This is a genomic window from Bradyrhizobium sp., assembly GCF_030697065.1.
Taxonomy (GTDB): domain Bacteria; phylum Pseudomonadota; class Alphaproteobacteria; order Rhizobiales; family Xanthobacteraceae; genus Bradyrhizobium.
Map to the genome: position 1 here is coordinate 1 of NZ_JAUYQU010000272.1, position 14,253 is coordinate 14,253.

Annotated in this window: 12 protein-coding genes; 9 read left to right on the forward strand and 3 right to left on the reverse strand. The window is 62.1% G+C overall.

Annotated features, from left to right (window positions below):
• Positions 1 to 142 precede the first annotated feature (142 nt).
• From Q8R73_RS21245 to Q8R73_RS21260, 4 genes are all read left to right on the forward strand, one after another.
• On the forward strand, positions 143 to 388 hold the full coding sequence (locus Q8R73_RS21245; protein ID WP_305721509.1) for a hypothetical protein: 246 nt from the start codon (positions 143 to 145) through the stop codon (positions 386 to 388).
• The gene (locus Q8R73_RS21250) at positions 385 to 1,785 is read left to right on the forward strand and encodes a class I adenylate-forming enzyme family protein (RefSeq protein ID WP_305721510.1); all 1,401 of its coding nucleotides are present in this window, start codon (positions 385 to 387) and stop codon (positions 1,783 to 1,785) included. The genes Q8R73_RS21245 and Q8R73_RS21250 overlap by 4 nt, the downstream gene beginning before the upstream one ends.
• 161 nt (positions 1,786 to 1,946) lie before the next feature.
• Positions 1,947 to 3,032 carry a hypothetical protein gene (locus tag Q8R73_RS21255; protein WP_305721511.1) on the forward strand — a complete coding sequence of 362 codons (1,086 nt, stop codon included), beginning with the start codon at positions 1,947 to 1,949 and terminating at the stop codon, positions 3,030 to 3,032.
• Between the two features lies 1 nt (position 3,033).
• The gene (locus Q8R73_RS21260; protein WP_305721512.1) at positions 3,034 to 4,686 is read left to right on the forward strand and encodes an MBOAT family O-acyltransferase; all 1,653 of its coding nucleotides are present in this window, start codon (positions 3,034 to 3,036) and stop codon (positions 4,684 to 4,686) included.
• Positions 4,687 to 4,737: 51 nt separating this feature from the next.
• Here the strand turns inward: Q8R73_RS21260 and Q8R73_RS21265 are convergent, their stop codons facing one another.
• The gene (locus Q8R73_RS21265) at positions 4,738 to 6,057 is read right to left on the reverse strand and encodes an aspartate aminotransferase family protein (protein WP_305721513.1); all 1,320 of its coding nucleotides are present in this window, start codon (positions 6,055 to 6,057) and stop codon (positions 4,738 to 4,740) included.
• A gap of 266 nt (positions 6,058 to 6,323) precedes the next feature.
• Between Q8R73_RS21265 and Q8R73_RS21270 the strand changes: the two genes are divergently transcribed.
• From Q8R73_RS21270 to Q8R73_RS21290, 5 genes are all read left to right on the forward strand, one after another.
• A complete protein-coding gene (locus Q8R73_RS21270) occupies positions 6,324 to 6,959 on the forward strand; it encodes a TRAP transporter small permease subunit (RefSeq protein WP_305721514.1) in 636 nt (211 codons plus the stop codon).
• Complete coding sequence (locus tag Q8R73_RS21275) at positions 6,956 to 8,254, forward strand: TRAP transporter large permease (RefSeq protein ID WP_305721515.1); 1,299 nt, start codon at positions 6,956 to 6,958, stop codon at positions 8,252 to 8,254. Before Q8R73_RS21270 ends, Q8R73_RS21275 begins: the two co-directional genes overlap by 4 nt.
• A gap of 48 nt (positions 8,255 to 8,302) precedes the next feature.
• A complete protein-coding gene (locus tag Q8R73_RS21280; RefSeq protein ID WP_305721516.1) occupies positions 8,303 to 9,367 on the forward strand; it encodes a TRAP transporter substrate-binding protein in 1,065 nt (354 codons plus the stop codon).
• Positions 9,364 to 9,993, forward strand: a complete 630-nt coding sequence (locus Q8R73_RS21285; RefSeq protein WP_305721517.1) for a HutD family protein — start codon at positions 9,364 to 9,366, stop codon at positions 9,991 to 9,993. Before Q8R73_RS21280 ends, Q8R73_RS21285 begins: the two co-directional genes overlap by 4 nt.
• A 164-nt stretch (positions 9,994 to 10,157) precedes the next feature.
• Positions 10,158 to 11,096 carry a DUF4344 domain-containing metallopeptidase gene (locus tag Q8R73_RS21290; RefSeq protein ID WP_305721518.1) on the forward strand — a complete coding sequence of 313 codons (939 nt, stop codon included), beginning with the start codon at positions 10,158 to 10,160 and terminating at the stop codon, positions 11,094 to 11,096.
• A gap of 35 nt (positions 11,097 to 11,131) precedes the next feature.
• Here the strand turns inward: Q8R73_RS21290 and Q8R73_RS21295 are convergent, their stop codons facing one another.
• Together Q8R73_RS21295 and Q8R73_RS21300 are read right to left on the reverse strand one after the other, a co-directional pair.
• On the reverse strand, positions 11,132 to 13,471 hold the full coding sequence (locus tag Q8R73_RS21295) for a xanthine dehydrogenase family protein molybdopterin-binding subunit (protein ID WP_305721519.1): 2,340 nt from the start codon (positions 13,469 to 13,471) through the stop codon (positions 11,132 to 11,134).
• A gap of 142 nt (positions 13,472 to 13,613) precedes the next feature.
• Positions 13,614 to 14,253: MOSC domain-containing protein (locus Q8R73_RS21300; RefSeq protein ID WP_305721520.1), on the reverse strand; the 640-nt coding region annotated here is incomplete at its 5' end.

Sequence of the window (14,253 nt, forward strand, 5' to 3'; positions counted from 1 at the left end):
TCCGCCTGGGCAGCCGATCCTTGACGAAAGAGCTTGAGGGGATCGAATCCGAGAAAGACCTGACGGCCTATCTTGTTACCCAGACGAAAATCAGAGCTGATGATTTTCTCGAGGCCGGTGAATGACTCCCCTATCGGAAAACATGGCCCAAGATTATCTCGAATTGGTGGTTGACGTCGTTCGCCCCTTCGTGGAACCCGATCTGGCCCTGACGAGTGAAACGGCCTTGGAGGGACACATAGATTCAATGGCTATGGTGCAGATTACTCTGGCGCTGGAAAGTCGCCTCGCCCGCTCGTTTGGCCCGACAGATATTCAGTTTGATCATTTTGAGTCGATCGGTAGCCTGGCTCGACAGCTCTCATCGATCGCCTCAAGTCGGCAATGAGACGCAATTCTGAAGCTCTTGCAACACTGCTCGGCATCCGTCGCACAGGCGCCGACCTGTTCCGGTGCGCGACCGGCAATATGATGGCGGAGGAGTTGCTCCTTCGGGCGAACTTGCTCGCCGAAAAGCTGTCGACCACGAATGGAAGGGTGATCGTTCCGTCGGATGATCCGATCGCCTTCCTCGCCGGCATCGCCGGCTGCTGGTTGAGCAATAACACCGCGGTCGCGTGGCGTAAGTCCTCCATGAATAGCGAAAGCTTGGCCGAACTGACGGCAGCATCAGCGATGGTGCGTTGGAACGGCCATTCCAATGACTGGCATCTTGATCGTCTATCGATCCCTCCCAGCATTCAACAGCCCGGCGATCTGATAATTTTGACGTCCGGGTCGACGGGAAAGCCGAAAGGCGTGGCCCTCGACCTGGGCAGAGTTGCAGCAAACGCTGCCCTCGCAGGAAATCGGCTACGCATTTCATCTGCTTCGTTTTGGGCGGTTGATGCGGACATGTCCCTCATATCGCCACTGGGGCATACCTTCATGGCATGGTCGAACCAGATTCCGGTGCAGCATTTAGGCGGGTTGGATTGGACCAAGCGAAACGAGCTCTTTGCCGCAGGTACCGGCGGCTATGGTGGGGCTCCCCTGCAAATTCGCGAGTTGTCCCAGCGGCTCGTGGGCGTGGGTCCGCAGATCATTGTAAGTTCGGGAGATTTCCTGCCGCCTGCCTTGGGAGCTTCCGTGGATGCGCGCTTTCCCGAAGCCAAGCTTCACAAAATGTATGGTTTGACTGAAGTGTCGGGCCGACTGTGCATTCTTCCCCACGATGACCGCCAATTGCATCCGGCCGCGGCGGGCTATCCGCTTCCGGGATTCGAAGTCGTCATTGACGGTGCGAACGATGCCGCCAACCCCGGAGAAATAAGCGTTTCTGGCCCCACCATGATGTACGGCTATTGGAGAACTGGCGGAAACTTCGAGCCAGCCCGACCTGTCTTTAGAACGGGGGACATTGGCTTTGTGCGGAGTGACGGCCTTGTCACGGTCAGCGGTCGGCTTGACGACGTATTCAAGGTCGGGGCCGAAAAAGTGGACAGGCACAGCATCGAACAAGCGCTGCAAGCGGAGTTAACTGGACACGAGTTCTGTGTATTACCGGTCATTCATCCGGTACTGGGCCAGACGCCGGCGCTTTTTGTCGCATCAAGGGATGATGAAAATTTGCCTTCGCGCGCAGTTCTTATCCGCGCCGTGAGAACCAAGCTTCCCAACAGATATACCCCATCGATGATTCTCTCGGCCGGGCAAACATTGCCGAAGCTGCCCAACGGCAAGCTCGACAAACAACTGCTTATCGGCAACTTCTCGAAACTCCCGGATCTCTATGCCAAACCCTGAAGAACGCACAAACCGGGCGGCGCGACAACTATTGGATTTCGCGCTCGGGAGCGCGACTGCGGCTTTCGCGATCAGCTGCGTATTATTTCTCCTCCTTGAGTCCGCGCGGCATGGGGTTTCGTCGAGTATATTTCGTTATGTTGGATTCTAGTTCACTTACGTTGCTGGTTCGTCGGTGGTCCTGGCTTCTTATCGAAACCCCGGCCCGCGCCGCCGGATTTCTGACCGCCGTAGCGATTCTCGCAGCGCTGTTGCTGAGGCTGGAACTGGGCCAGTCATGGAACCTGTATGCCGCTGGTACACAGGTCACGAAAGCTGGTGATGATTATCAGCTCCTGCTTCAGAACGTTGGAAGCGCATTCCAGGAGACCGGAGGGGAACTCGTTGTCTTGTTGGGAGGTTCGACCATCCGCGAACTGACCGCGGATGATGCTCTGTTGTCGAAACAGTTGACCGCCTGGTGCGAGCGAGATGTTCAATTCGTCAATCTGGGCTCAAGTTCCCAATCGTTTTCAGAGAGCTGGGACATCGCGGCACTGGTACCCGAAAACCGCAAACGGCTGTTCATTGTTGGTATTAACCCGAACAGGCTTGGATTCGACGATGACAGCGTGATGACCGAGTTGTCCCATCGTCCCAGCGGGATTCCGGTTTCCTTTTCCCTGTTGTGGAATGTGGCGTTGCACACCGGGCACGTTGGGAGTTCCGAGCGAATCATCAGCGCCATTGCACGACAGGAACGCCTTGGCGCAAAGTGGCGCCTGCGGGATGTATTTGTCGCTCCCCAGCCAGTTGCGCGAAAACCTTCCGAAGATTCTTTGCAGCCCGACCGCGCGAGCTATCGTGAGCCCGTCTGGACGCACGCCGAAAAGCTGCGACAGGCGAATGCATATATCGCAACCAGAGTGACCGATTTTCGTAACCGCTATCGAGCAGGCGTCCAATGGTACAATCGCTTTCACGATCGCTTCAAGGGACCCAATTCCGACGTCAAATTCGTCGTCCCGCCGACCGATAAGACATTCGACAAGGTCAACGAGTTGATTTCCACCGACTTTCTCAATGCCATACGACTGCTCGGAGGCGAAAGTAGAACGATTGATTTGCGCAATCGGGTAAGAGATCTCGATACGAAGGACTTCTTTGATACTCAGCATTTAGTCGCCAAAGGTCGTGAAAAATTGCATCCGGTTTTCTTTGACGCTGTCACACGCGCTTTGGGATGCCCACTTCGCGCGTCGCAATGACATGTGGCGACTCTTCGTCATCATAGCTGCGGTACTCGCGCTTGTTGGAATCATCGAGGCGACAAGCTTCGGCGAGGAAGCTGGACTAAAGGTCTACCGTCAGTCGGTCTCGAACGGTGGCGGCGAACTCTTGCGCGAGCCGTTTATTTCGGGTCGCCCTGTAACCCTTAGCGCCGATGCAGGGGACTCGCTGGCCATCGAACTGGACACCAGGGGAACGCATGTGGGCGGCGTTCTCACGATCACCGGCAACAACGGTCAGGCGACGCTCGGAATACTGATCCCCCGAACGCTGGCTGCGGGCGAAAAGGACTGCGCCACGATTGGAAGCGCATGGGAGTGCAAGATACTCTGGCGGGCAAATCGAGCTAAGGATGAACGATTGCCGCTCTATTCGACGGACAGTACGGTTACGATCGATTCCGTAGCGTTCAATCCCGTTTCGATTTTGCGGGCACCCGCCACATCCTTTGCGGAATTGCTCTGGTTTATGGCGCTACTCCTCTTGCTGGCGCCGCTGATCATCTTGATAAGGAAAGTTTCTCCTCGTCTCGAACTCGTCGCCTTGATCACTCTGAGTGCCGCCTGGATCGCGACAACGGGCGCGGCAAGCGCGTTCGCCATAGCGGCGTTCCTGGCCGGAGGATATTTTCTCGTCAGGCTTGAGCTGGCGCGAAAGGATACGGCGGCTTCTGGCCTTCTGCTGGTCACCGGCTTCGTTTTCATGGTCCTATTCTATTTCAAGATTCTTGCGCCGCATGCATCCGCGGCCTTTGGGCAAACATCGTCATTGGCTTTGCCGCTGGGACTGTCCTATTTCGGAATTCGCTTGATCGACATTATTTTCGCAGCGCGCGCGCACACTCTGAAAGACGTCGGCGTCATCGAATATTTCGGCTTCATGCTTCATCCATCGATGCTGGCGGCCGGACCGATAACGACGCTTGCGGAATTCCGCCGCGCAAGGTTCGCGAATTGGTCCATCACTGATTATGGAAGCGGCATCGCTCGGTGCCTGGTTGGCCTGACCAAGAAGCTTTCAGCGGACTTGTTACTTGCTCCCGTCGTTCTGAAATCGGCGGAAATCGTGGCGCTGAACCCGGAAACTGCGAATGCCTCGGTCATTTGGCCAATGCTGCTTGGTCAATCGTTATATATCTACCTCGACTTCACCGGCTATACGGATCTGGCGTTGGGCACCGGCAGAGCCCTCGGGTGGCGGTTGCCGGAAAATTTCAATCTGCCTCTCATCAGGTCGAACCTTCAGCGCTACTGGCAGTCGTGGCATATGACGCTGTCGAACTGGGTTATGCGGCGCGTCTATTTTCCCGCCTACATGGAATCACGCTCGCCGATTCTGGCTGCTATTTGCGCAATGCTGACGATCGGTGTCTGGCATCAGCCCAACTTCGGCTGGACAGCGTGGGCGCTCCATCACGGGCTGGGGCTTGGCGCGACAATAAAATTTCTTGATGTCGCCTTCGCCGGACACGCTCCTCTAGCCCGGGCCTATGCCACTGGACTGGGACGAATCGCTATATCCCTGACCGGATGGGCTTTCACTTCGACGTGGGTTGCTCTTGGAATGAGCTATACGCTTTTCGACAACTATGCGGTGTCGCTTTCCGTCATTCGAGGCGCATTCAGATTCTGAGGCGGAAGAGGGCGAATATCCCGCCCTGTGCATTTGGCCATCAAGCAATGATCACCAGACCGCCGCAGCTACGTCGGCCAGCGCATCAGACGCCGCCGCAACGATCTGCTCGACATCCCGATCGGTCATCGGCGTCGACAATGCCATCAATCCATAGCCAGCCGCCAGCACGCCCCGATTGAGCAGGCCGCGATGGAACATCGCCGATCGCTGCACTTCCTGCCCGGTCGGATAGGCCGAGCGGTAGTCACGGACCGGGCGATCGGCGAAATGAATCTTCAGCAGCGAGCCGAGCCCGACGGTGCGGCCGGGCACGCCGTGACGGCGGAACGCATCATCGATGCCGCCGCGCACCGCTTCCCCGATCGCATCGAGCCGCGCGAACGCGGCCTCGTCGAGCAACTCCATCGCCGCAATCCCGGCGCGCATCGTCACCGGATTGGCCGAAAACGTCCCGCCATGCGGCAGATCGGGCTTGCCCGCGGTGGGATCGAACACCGCCATGAATTCCCGTTTGCCGCCGACCGCGCCGACCGGAAAACCGCCGCCCATGATTTTTCCAAGCGTGGTCAGATCGGGATCTATATTCCACAACCCCTGCGCGCCGCGATAGCCCAGCCGAAACGTGATGACCTCGTCGAAGATCAGGAGCGCGCCGACCTCTGATGTGACCGCGCGCAGCGCCTCGAGATAGGCCTTGTCGGCGGGCGCGAGGCCCGCGCGGTTCGGCATCGGGTCGACCAGCACGCAGGCGAGTTCCGCGCCATGCTCGCGGATCAGGCTGACGGCTGCCTCGGCATCGTTGAAGGGAATGGTGATGACGTCGGCCAGTACATTGTCCGGCGTGCCCTTCGCATAGGCCACCGAGACCGGGGCGTTGCGGCCCCAGGCTTCCGGCACGGGGTCGAGGCTGACTTCGGCGTAGTCATAGGAGCCATGATAGGCACCCTCGCATTTTGCGATCTTCGGCCGCCCCGTGAACGCGCGCGCGGCCTTGAGCGCCATCATCACCGCCTCGGTGCCGGAGTTTGTAAAACGCAGCTGCTCCACCGAGGGCAGCCGTGCCGCCAGCAATTCCGCGAGATCGATCTCGGACTCCGTCGGCAACCCGAACGCCGATCCCAGCGCGAGCTGCTTGGTCGCCGCCGCCACCAGCGCCGGATGGGCGTGGCCATGGATCAGCGCGGTGAAATTGTTGATGCAGTCGATATATTCGTTGCCGTCGACATCGAACACCCGGCAGCCCTCGCCGCGCGCGGCATAGATCGGATAGGGCTTCATGAACACGGTGGTGCGGGTATTGCCGCCGGGCAGGCTGGACAAAGCGCGGGTGTAGAGGTGGTGGGAGCGCGAGCTGGGATCGGGGAACATCTTGGGTCCATCCACGGCGGTATTGCTGATCGGACTTATGCACTAACATTGCGGAGGGCGAACCTGCCATCTTAATGAGCAGACGCGGACCACGGGGAATGCATATGGATAACCAAAACGGCGATCCTTGCACGCGATCGATCCTTGTTTGACGACCGCCCGTGGAATCCCTACCGTCCCCGGCAAGCCGTATCCGCGGCCTTGTACCCATGAATGCAGACGATCCCGGAGCCCATGGTTCAACCGAGCCCGACAGAAAACAACCGATGAGCGCCCCCGACCCGCTGCTGCCCGACGAGCCCTGGCCCCAACGCGTCTCCCGGATTTTCGCCTGGCTCGCCGGCGCCTGTATCCTGTTCGGCTGCGGCGCGCTGATTTCGCTCGATGTCGTCACGCGCTTCATTTTCAAGCGCGGCATGATCGAAAGCTTCGAAATCTCGGGCTACATGCTCGCGGCCTGCATCGGTCTCGGCCTCGCCTTCACCGTCACCTCGAAGTCCAACATCCGGGTCGACATCCTGCTCGACGCCCTGCCCTATCGCCTGCGCGCCGCCTGCGACCTGCTGGCGGCCCTTGCGCTCGCCGTCATCGCCGGGGCGCTGGTGTGGTTCTGCTGGAAAACCCTGGCGCAATCATGGACCATGAATGCACGGTCGACTTCCATCATGCAGACCCCGATGGTGCTGCCGCAGGGCATCTGGTGGATCGGCCTGCTCTGGTTCGCCTTCATGGCCGTGCTGCTGCCGTTGCAGGCCATCCTGCGGCTTCTGGCCAAGGACCAGCGCGGCTTCGACAAACTGATCGGCAGCCTGCGCGTTGCCGAAGAACTGGAGCAGGCCGGTATCGATATGGCCAGGGTCGAGGCGAAGACTCAGCCCAAGCCGGGGGCGTCGCAGCCATGATCGGCACCGCGTTCAGCCTCCTGATCGGCCTGATGGCGCTCAGCCTGCCGGTCGCCGCCGCGCTCGGGATCATGGCCTATGTTCTCTCGCAGAAATACGCCTTCTTTCCGCTGACCGGCGCGGTCGGTGAACTGGCGTGGAACACGTCGAACGACTTCATCCTTATCGCGGCCCCCATGTTCATCATGATGGGCGAACTCATGCACCGCTCCGGCACCAGCGAGCGGCTGTTCACCGCGCTGGCGCCGTGGTTTGCACGCATTCCGGGACGTCTGATCCATACCAACATTGCCGCCAGCGCCATCTTCGCCGCCACCTCGGGTTCATCGGTGGCGACCGCGGCGACCATCGGCACCGTCGCGATCCCCAACATGGAAAAGGGCGGCTACAATCCGCCGCTGTTCCTTGGTTCGATCGCCGCCGGCGGCACGCTCGGGATCCTGATCCCTCCGTCCATCAACATGATCATCTACGCCGTCCTGACCGACACGTCGGTCGCCCAGCTTTACGCCGCGGGGTTCATACCGGGCTTCATGCTGGCCGGGCTGTTCTCGCTGATCGTGTTCGCCTTCGCGATCTGGCGGCCGGGACTGGCCGGCCCCGCCGTCGAGACCGCCGGGTTGTGGCCGCAACGGATCGCCGGGCTGAAGCATCTGGTGCCGCCGCTCGGCCTGTTCCACATCGTTGTCGGCTCCATCTATATCGGCATCGCCACCCCGACCGAGGCGGCGGCGCTCGGGTTGATGGCGACGCTGGGCCTGGTCGCGGCCAACGGCCAGCTGACCCTGCCGGTTTTGGTTCGCGCCTTCGAAGGAACCGTGCGAACCACCTGCATGATCATGCTGATCATCATCGCTGCCTTCTTCCTCAATTTCGTGATGGTCTCGATCGGCCTGGTCAAGGCGGTGACCGACTCGGTGCTGTCGCTCGGCTGGCCGCCCCTGGCGATGCTGCTGGCGATCGTCGCGTTCTACCTGATCCTCGGCTGCTTCATGGAGACGCTGTCGATGATGATCGCCACCACGCCGGTGGTGGTGCCCGTCATCACCGCCATGGGCTACAGCCCGATCTGGTGGGGCATCATCTTCGTGATCCTGATGGAGGCGGCGCTCATCACCCCGCCGGTCGGCCTCAACCTCTATGTGGTCCAGTCCGTGCGCAGACACGGGCCGTTCTGGGACCTGTGCATCGGCGCCCTTCCATTTGTCGGCGCAATGATCATGATGATAGGCATTCTAATTGCATTCCCCGAGCTCGCGCTGTGGCTGCCAAGCCTGCTGCAACCGACGAAATAGCCGGCCGATATCCCGATTATCCCGACCCACCCTCAAGGAGACCCGATCATGTCGATGCGACCCGTTCTTGCCGCGCTTGCCGCGGCCGCTGCCATCGGCCTCGCGCCGCAGCCGGTGGCGGCCCAGACCCAGGGATTGCCCGCCACCTCGTTCAACGTGGTCGGCAGCATCGGCAATCTGTCGATGTATCTCAACCGCGAAGTGCCGTTCTGGAACGAGACCGTGCCAAAGGAGTCGGCCGGCGCGATCAAGGTGCAGCTCAAATCCTTCACCGAGCTCGGACTAAAGGGACCCGAAATCTTCCGGCTGGTTTCCGCCGGCACGCTGCAGTTCGCCACCACCGTGCTGAACTACAATTCCGGTGAAGTGCCGATGAACGAGGCGGCCGATCTGGTCGGCCTGGTCGGTTCGGTGGAGGAATTGCAGAAGACCATCGAGGTGCTGCGCCCGAGCTATGCAAAATTCCTCGAGGAGAAACACGGCTTGAAACTGCTCGGCTTCGGGACGTATCAGGCCCAGGTGATCTATTGCCGCGATGCCTTCACCAACGTCGCCGACCTGAAGGGCCGCAAGGTGCGCGCGTCCGGCGCCTCGCAGCAGGCGTTCGTTTCCCATCTCGGCGGCTCGCCGATCACCATCGCCTTCGCGGAAGTGCAACCGGCGCTCGCCAGCGGCGTGATCGATTGCGCCATCACCGGCGCGCTGTCCGGTTACCGCTCGAAGTGGCACGAATCGGCGAAATTCATCTCGCCGATGCCGATCAACTTCGGCCTCGCCGCCCACCTCGCCAATCTCGCCTGGTGGAAGACACTGGACCCGAAGGTGCAGGCGTTCCTGGAGACCCATGTCCGCAAGCTCGAAGACTCGATCTTCGAGCAGGCCAGGACCGAAACCCAGACCGGCATCGACTGCAACACCGGCAACGCCGACTGCAAGGAAGGCAAGCCGGCGGGCATGAAACTGGTCGCCGTGACGCCCGCCGACGAGGCGCTGCGCAAGGATGCGCTGGTGAAGGCGATCATGCCCGGCTTCGCGCAGCGCTGCGGTGCGGATTGCGTCGCCAACTGGAACGCGACGATCGGCAAGTCGCTCGGCCTCAAGATGGGGCAATGAGCCCCACGGCTTCCGGCGGCGGGATTCGGATCGCGAAGATCGATCCCGCCGCCTTCCGCCACACGCCCTGGAAAAACGGCGGCGGCGTCACGATCGACGTCGCCGAAGCTCTGCTCCCCGGATTCGCGCCGGGCGGCTGGGACGGATTGGTCTGGCGATTTGGCCGCACCGCCATCGTGACACCGGGCCCGTTCTCCGACCTCAGCGGCTTCGACCGCCAGCAAATGCTGGTTTCCGGTCAGGGACTCGTGCTCGAAACAGCGTCGGGTGATATCGACGTCCGGCAGCCGTTCAGGCCGGTCCGGTTTGCCGGGGAAACGCCGATCGTCAGCCGGCTTGAAGCCGGCCCGGTCGAAGTCGTCAATCTGCTCGGCGATCGCTCCCGCGTGTCGATCGACCTTTCATGCCTCGCGGCCGCCGCCACCAATACCCTCCCGCGCGGCATCCACATCCTTTATGCGGCCGCGACGCCCTGCGATGTCATCATCGGCGGCGAGGCCAATCGGATCGCGGCCGGCCACGCCCTGCGCATTGATGCCGATGAGAGCTTTACCGTGGCAAGCCGGCTCGGCACGGCGATCGTGGCGTCGATTTTTTTCCGCCCGGCCGCAACGGACCACGCGTGACCGGCGGTTCGTGAGCCGCTTTTTGGCACGCGCACATCGTCTTGTCCGCGCACTACGGAGAAATCGAGTAGGATGCCGGCGTCAGTGCGGCTGCATGCCGCCATTCGCAGTTGCGAAAGGTGACGGCGCAGCGGTCTTATGCCGAGCCGACGGGAGGAAAATGCATGCTCACTCAAGCGGCTCGCCGGGCCCATCAAATCGACGCATCGACGCCGTCGAAATCAAGCGGCGCGACGCGGCGAAAACCTGCAGCGCGTGCCGCCATACTGGCCGCGGCGGGCATGGCCCTGACCGCTGCGAGCAGCGCCCTCGCGGCCCCCGCGAACAAGCCCAACCAGATCCGATATGAGTACGTGTCGCCGAAGAATCCGGCCCACCAGGCCATCCACGACCAGATGAAGCAGGGTCGCACCCTCGAACATCTGCAGGAATTGCTGAGCCCACTCCGCCTTCCCTATCCGCTGACATTTAAGGTCGCGGGGTGCGACGGCGTCGCAAACGCCTGGTACTACGACGAAGTCATCACCGTCTGTTACGAATTGCTGGCGGACTTCCTAAAGAACGCTCCGAAGCAGGACCTTCCCCTCGGGGTTTCCAGGGCGGACACCATCATCGGTCCGGCACTCGATACGTTCCTGCACGAGACCGGACACGCGGTTTTTCGCATGCTGCAGATTCCGGTGCTCGGCCGGGAAGAAGATGCCGCCGATCAGTTCTCCGCCTACATCATGCTGCGGCTCGGCAAGGACGAGGCTCGCGGCATGATCCTGGGAGCCGCCTACCAGTACAGGCTGCGCGTCCCGGAGCCGCAGGTCGCCATTCCGATCGAAAAATTCTCGGATGAACATTCGCTGCCGGCACAACGGGCGTTCAGCATGCTGTGCATCGCCTATGGCGCGGACAAGAAGCTGTTCGCCGACATCGTCGAGAAGGGATTCCTGCCCCGGACGCGGGCCGACGGCTGCGAGATCGAATACGAGGATCTCACCTTTGCCATGACAAAGCTGATCAGCCCGCATATCGACAAGCGCCTCGCCAAGAAATTTCACGAGGTCTGGACACGAACCGTCAGCGCCCGGCGCGCGCGTTTCAACCGCCCGTAGGATACGCCACGCCAAATACGCCGCCCGCCGCCACACTATCGCTCGCGGGAATTTCGCTGCGTCGCGCGGGCCGCCTGGATCGCGCTCCAGACCAGAAACGGCGTCGCCGGCATATCGAGTTCATGGATGCCGAGCGGCGACAAGGCATCGAGCACGGCGTTCATGATGGTTTGCGGCGCGGCGATGCTGCCGGCCTGCCCGGTTCCTTTTACGCCCAGCGGGTTCGACAGGGTCGGTTCGGAGTCATTCAGGCCGCCGGCGAAGTTCGGCAGATCCTGCGCGCGCGGCAGCGCGTAATCCTGGAATGAACCGGTGAGCAACTGGCCCTCGGAGTCAAAGACGACGTGCTCCAGCAGCGCCTGTCCGATACCCTGCACCACCCCGCCATGCACCTGCCCGAGCGCCACGCGCGGGTTGATGAGACTGCCGAAATCATCCGCGATCGTGTAGCGATCGAGCCGCACCACGCCGGTTTCCGGATCGATCTCGACTTCGGCGACGTGGCAGCCGTTCGGAAACGTGTAGAGATCGGAACCGTTCTTCGCGCTTCCTTCCAGCCCCGGCGTCAGTCCCTCCGGAAGATTGGCGGGATCCCGCGCGGCCTCCGCCACTTTGCCGATCGCGATGGCGCGCTCGGTGCCCTGCACGACAAAGCTGCCGTCGACGAAAGCAACCTGATCGGCCGGCGCCTGCAGCAGATGCGCCGCGATCAGCCGGCCCTTTTCGATCAGCGTTTCGACGGCCATAACGAGGGCGGTGCCGCCCATATGCATCGAACGCGCGCCACCATGGCCGTTGCCGCCGGGCAGAAGCTCGGTATCGCCCTGGTGAAAGCGGAACGCGGCAATCGGCAATCCCAGCAGGTCGGCCGCGACCTGGGGATAGGCGGTCTCGTGGCCCTGGCCGTTGGACTGGGTACCGACCGCCAGCGACACCGTGCCGTCCGCCTCGAAGGCCGCCCGGGCGAACTCGCCGAGCGCGCCGCGGGAGGTTTCGAGAAAGCAGGCAATGCCGAGGCCGCGCAAAAAGCCGGCCTTCTTCGATTGCGCGCGACGCTTGCGAAAGCCGTCGCGATCGGCGAGCGCGAGCGCCTCGTCCAGGCCGGCCCCGAAGCGGCCGCCGTCGATCTTCATGCCCATCGCCGTGCGATGCGGAAACCTGCCGATGATGTTGCGGCGGCGCAGCTTTACGGCATCGATCCCGGTTCGGAGCGAGGCGAGGTTCACCAGCCGCTCGATCAGGTAATTGGCTTCGGGCTTGCCGGCGCCGCGATAGGCGTCGATCGGCGGCGTGTTGGTAAACGCGCCGCGCACCTCGACGAACACCGCGGGAATATCATAGACGCCGCCCATCGCGCTGCCGGCGGCGTTGGTGGAACTGATGGGACCCTGGGTCGAGAGATAGGCGCCCATATTGGCGACCGCGCGGACTTCCAGGCCGAGGAATCGGCCCTTGCTGTCGAGGGCGAGCCTGGAGCGGGTAAAGAAATCGCGGCCCTGCGCGGAGCTGACAAAATCCTCCGATCGTTCCGATACCCAGCGCACCGGGCGGCCAAGTTTTCGCGCCGCCCACAGCACCAGCACATATTCGGGATAGAGATAGTTCTTCATCCCGAAACCGCCGCCGACATCGGGCACCACCACGCGGATGCTTTCGACCGGAACCCGGAAGATGGTATTCGCGAGCTGGCGGCGAAGATCGTGCACGCCCTGCCCGGTCAGCGAGAGGCAGAACCCGTCGGTCTTGCGGTCATGAAAACCGATGGCGGCCCGCGTCTCCAGCGGGGCCGCGACGACGCGGTTGTTGAAGAGATCGCATTCGACGACATGCGCCGCCCGCGCCATGGCGGCGGCAACGGCTGAAGCGTCGCCCTTGCGGAACAGGAAAGCGGAATTGCCCGGCGCCTCCGGCCAGATCGGCGGCGCGTCCGGCTGCAACGCCGCGGTGGCGACGGTGACGCAGGGCATTTCTTCATAGACGACAACCACCGCCTCGCCGGCCGCCAGCGCCGCCTCCGGCGACTCCGCGACGATGCAGACCACGGGATCGCCGACATGCCGCACGACGCCGCGGGCCAGCGCCGGGCGCGGCGGCACCACGATCGGCTCGACCGCCTCGATCACGGTGATGCACGGCAACTCCCCGATGCCGTCGGCTGCGAGATCGGCTTCGCTGTAGACCGCCACCACGCCGGGGACGGCGCGCGCGGCCGCCAAATCCAGCCGCGCGATCCGCGCGAAGGCGACGGGCGAGCGAACCACATGGAGATGCAGCACCCCGGGCACGTGGTCGTTGGCGACATAATTGCCGTGGCCGGTGAGGAAGCGATGGTCCTCCAGCCGGTTCAGCGACCGTCCTTGATAACGCTCTTGCAACCCAGCACCTGCTTTCCGTTGAGCGGGTACCTGCCCGCCCCAGCCAAAACTTCGAAAACAACCCCATGCACAGATACAGAGTCTTGTAAAATCAATGGCTTACGAGAGGACGATTTTGCATGCCGCGCTACCCCACGGGCCGCTATTCGACCAGACGGACTTCGTCCCCCGCGCGCACCATCCCCTCAACCAGAACCGCGGCATAAATGCCCGCCTTTCCGTCGTGGTTTCGCGCCACATATTTCAGAACCTCCGGGTTTGCCTCCGCGGTCTCCGGATCGAGGCTGATCATCTGGCACCTTATATCGCGCTCGAGCACCGCGATCACGACCTTGCCGCCGATCCGGAGTTGGCGGCCGACATAGCGGTCCTCCGCAAACCCCTCTCCCGATGCAAGGTCGAGATAGATGTTGGCGCGAAACCGCCGCTTGTCCACCGCGAGGCCCACGGCATCTTCGATCGTGCGGACCGACTGGGTCGAGAACATCGAAACGGGACGGCAATCCGTGAAGGCGCGATCCGACCGTCGCATCGTCAGGGCGGATGCCGGGGATTTGTCGTCGCCGAGGGCATTGAGCAGCCGGGGATCATCGATTCCAAACACCTCACCGGAGGGTGTCTCGACGTCGAGAGCGAGTTCTTCCTGCGAGGGATGAAGCGGGGTAACGCCGGGTCCGAGCGCTTCCGCCTCGGCGAGGTTGGACGGCAGCAGCGTGCGTTCGCCATCGCGGAAGAACGGACGGTACAGCAGCATATCGTGGCGGCCCCGCGCGGTCAGATAG

What these genes read in the sequence shown, in the direction of transcription:
- Q8R73_RS21290 (WP_305721518.1), top strand. Translation starts at nt 10,158, where the DNA reads ATGCTCACTCAAGCGGCTCGCCGGGCCCATCAAATCGACGCATCGACG.
- Q8R73_RS21260 (WP_305721512.1), top strand. Translation starts at nt 3,034, where the DNA reads ATGTGGCGACTCTTCGTCATCATAGCTGCGGTACTCGCGCTTGTTGGA.
- Q8R73_RS21280 (WP_305721516.1), top strand. Translation starts at nt 8,303, where the DNA reads ATGTCGATGCGACCCGTTCTTGCCGCGCTTGCCGCGGCCGCTGCCATC.
- Q8R73_RS21270 (WP_305721514.1), top strand. Translation starts at nt 6,324, where the DNA reads ATGAGCGCCCCCGACCCGCTGCTGCCCGACGAGCCCTGGCCCCAACGC.
- Q8R73_RS21245 (WP_305721509.1), top strand. Translation starts at nt 143, where the DNA reads ATGGCCCAAGATTATCTCGAATTGGTGGTTGACGTCGTTCGCCCCTTC.
- Q8R73_RS21285 (WP_305721517.1), top strand. Translation starts at nt 9,364, where the DNA reads ATGAGCCCCACGGCTTCCGGCGGCGGGATTCGGATCGCGAAGATCGAT.
- Q8R73_RS21265 (WP_305721513.1), bottom strand. Translation starts at nt 6,057, where the DNA reads ATGTTCCCCGATCCCAGCTCGCGCTCCCACCACCTCTACACCCGCGCT.
- Q8R73_RS21250 (WP_305721510.1), top strand. Translation starts at nt 385, where the DNA reads ATGAGACGCAATTCTGAAGCTCTTGCAACACTGCTCGGCATCCGTCGC.
- Q8R73_RS21275 (WP_305721515.1), top strand. Translation starts at nt 6,956, where the DNA reads ATGATCGGCACCGCGTTCAGCCTCCTGATCGGCCTGATGGCGCTCAGC.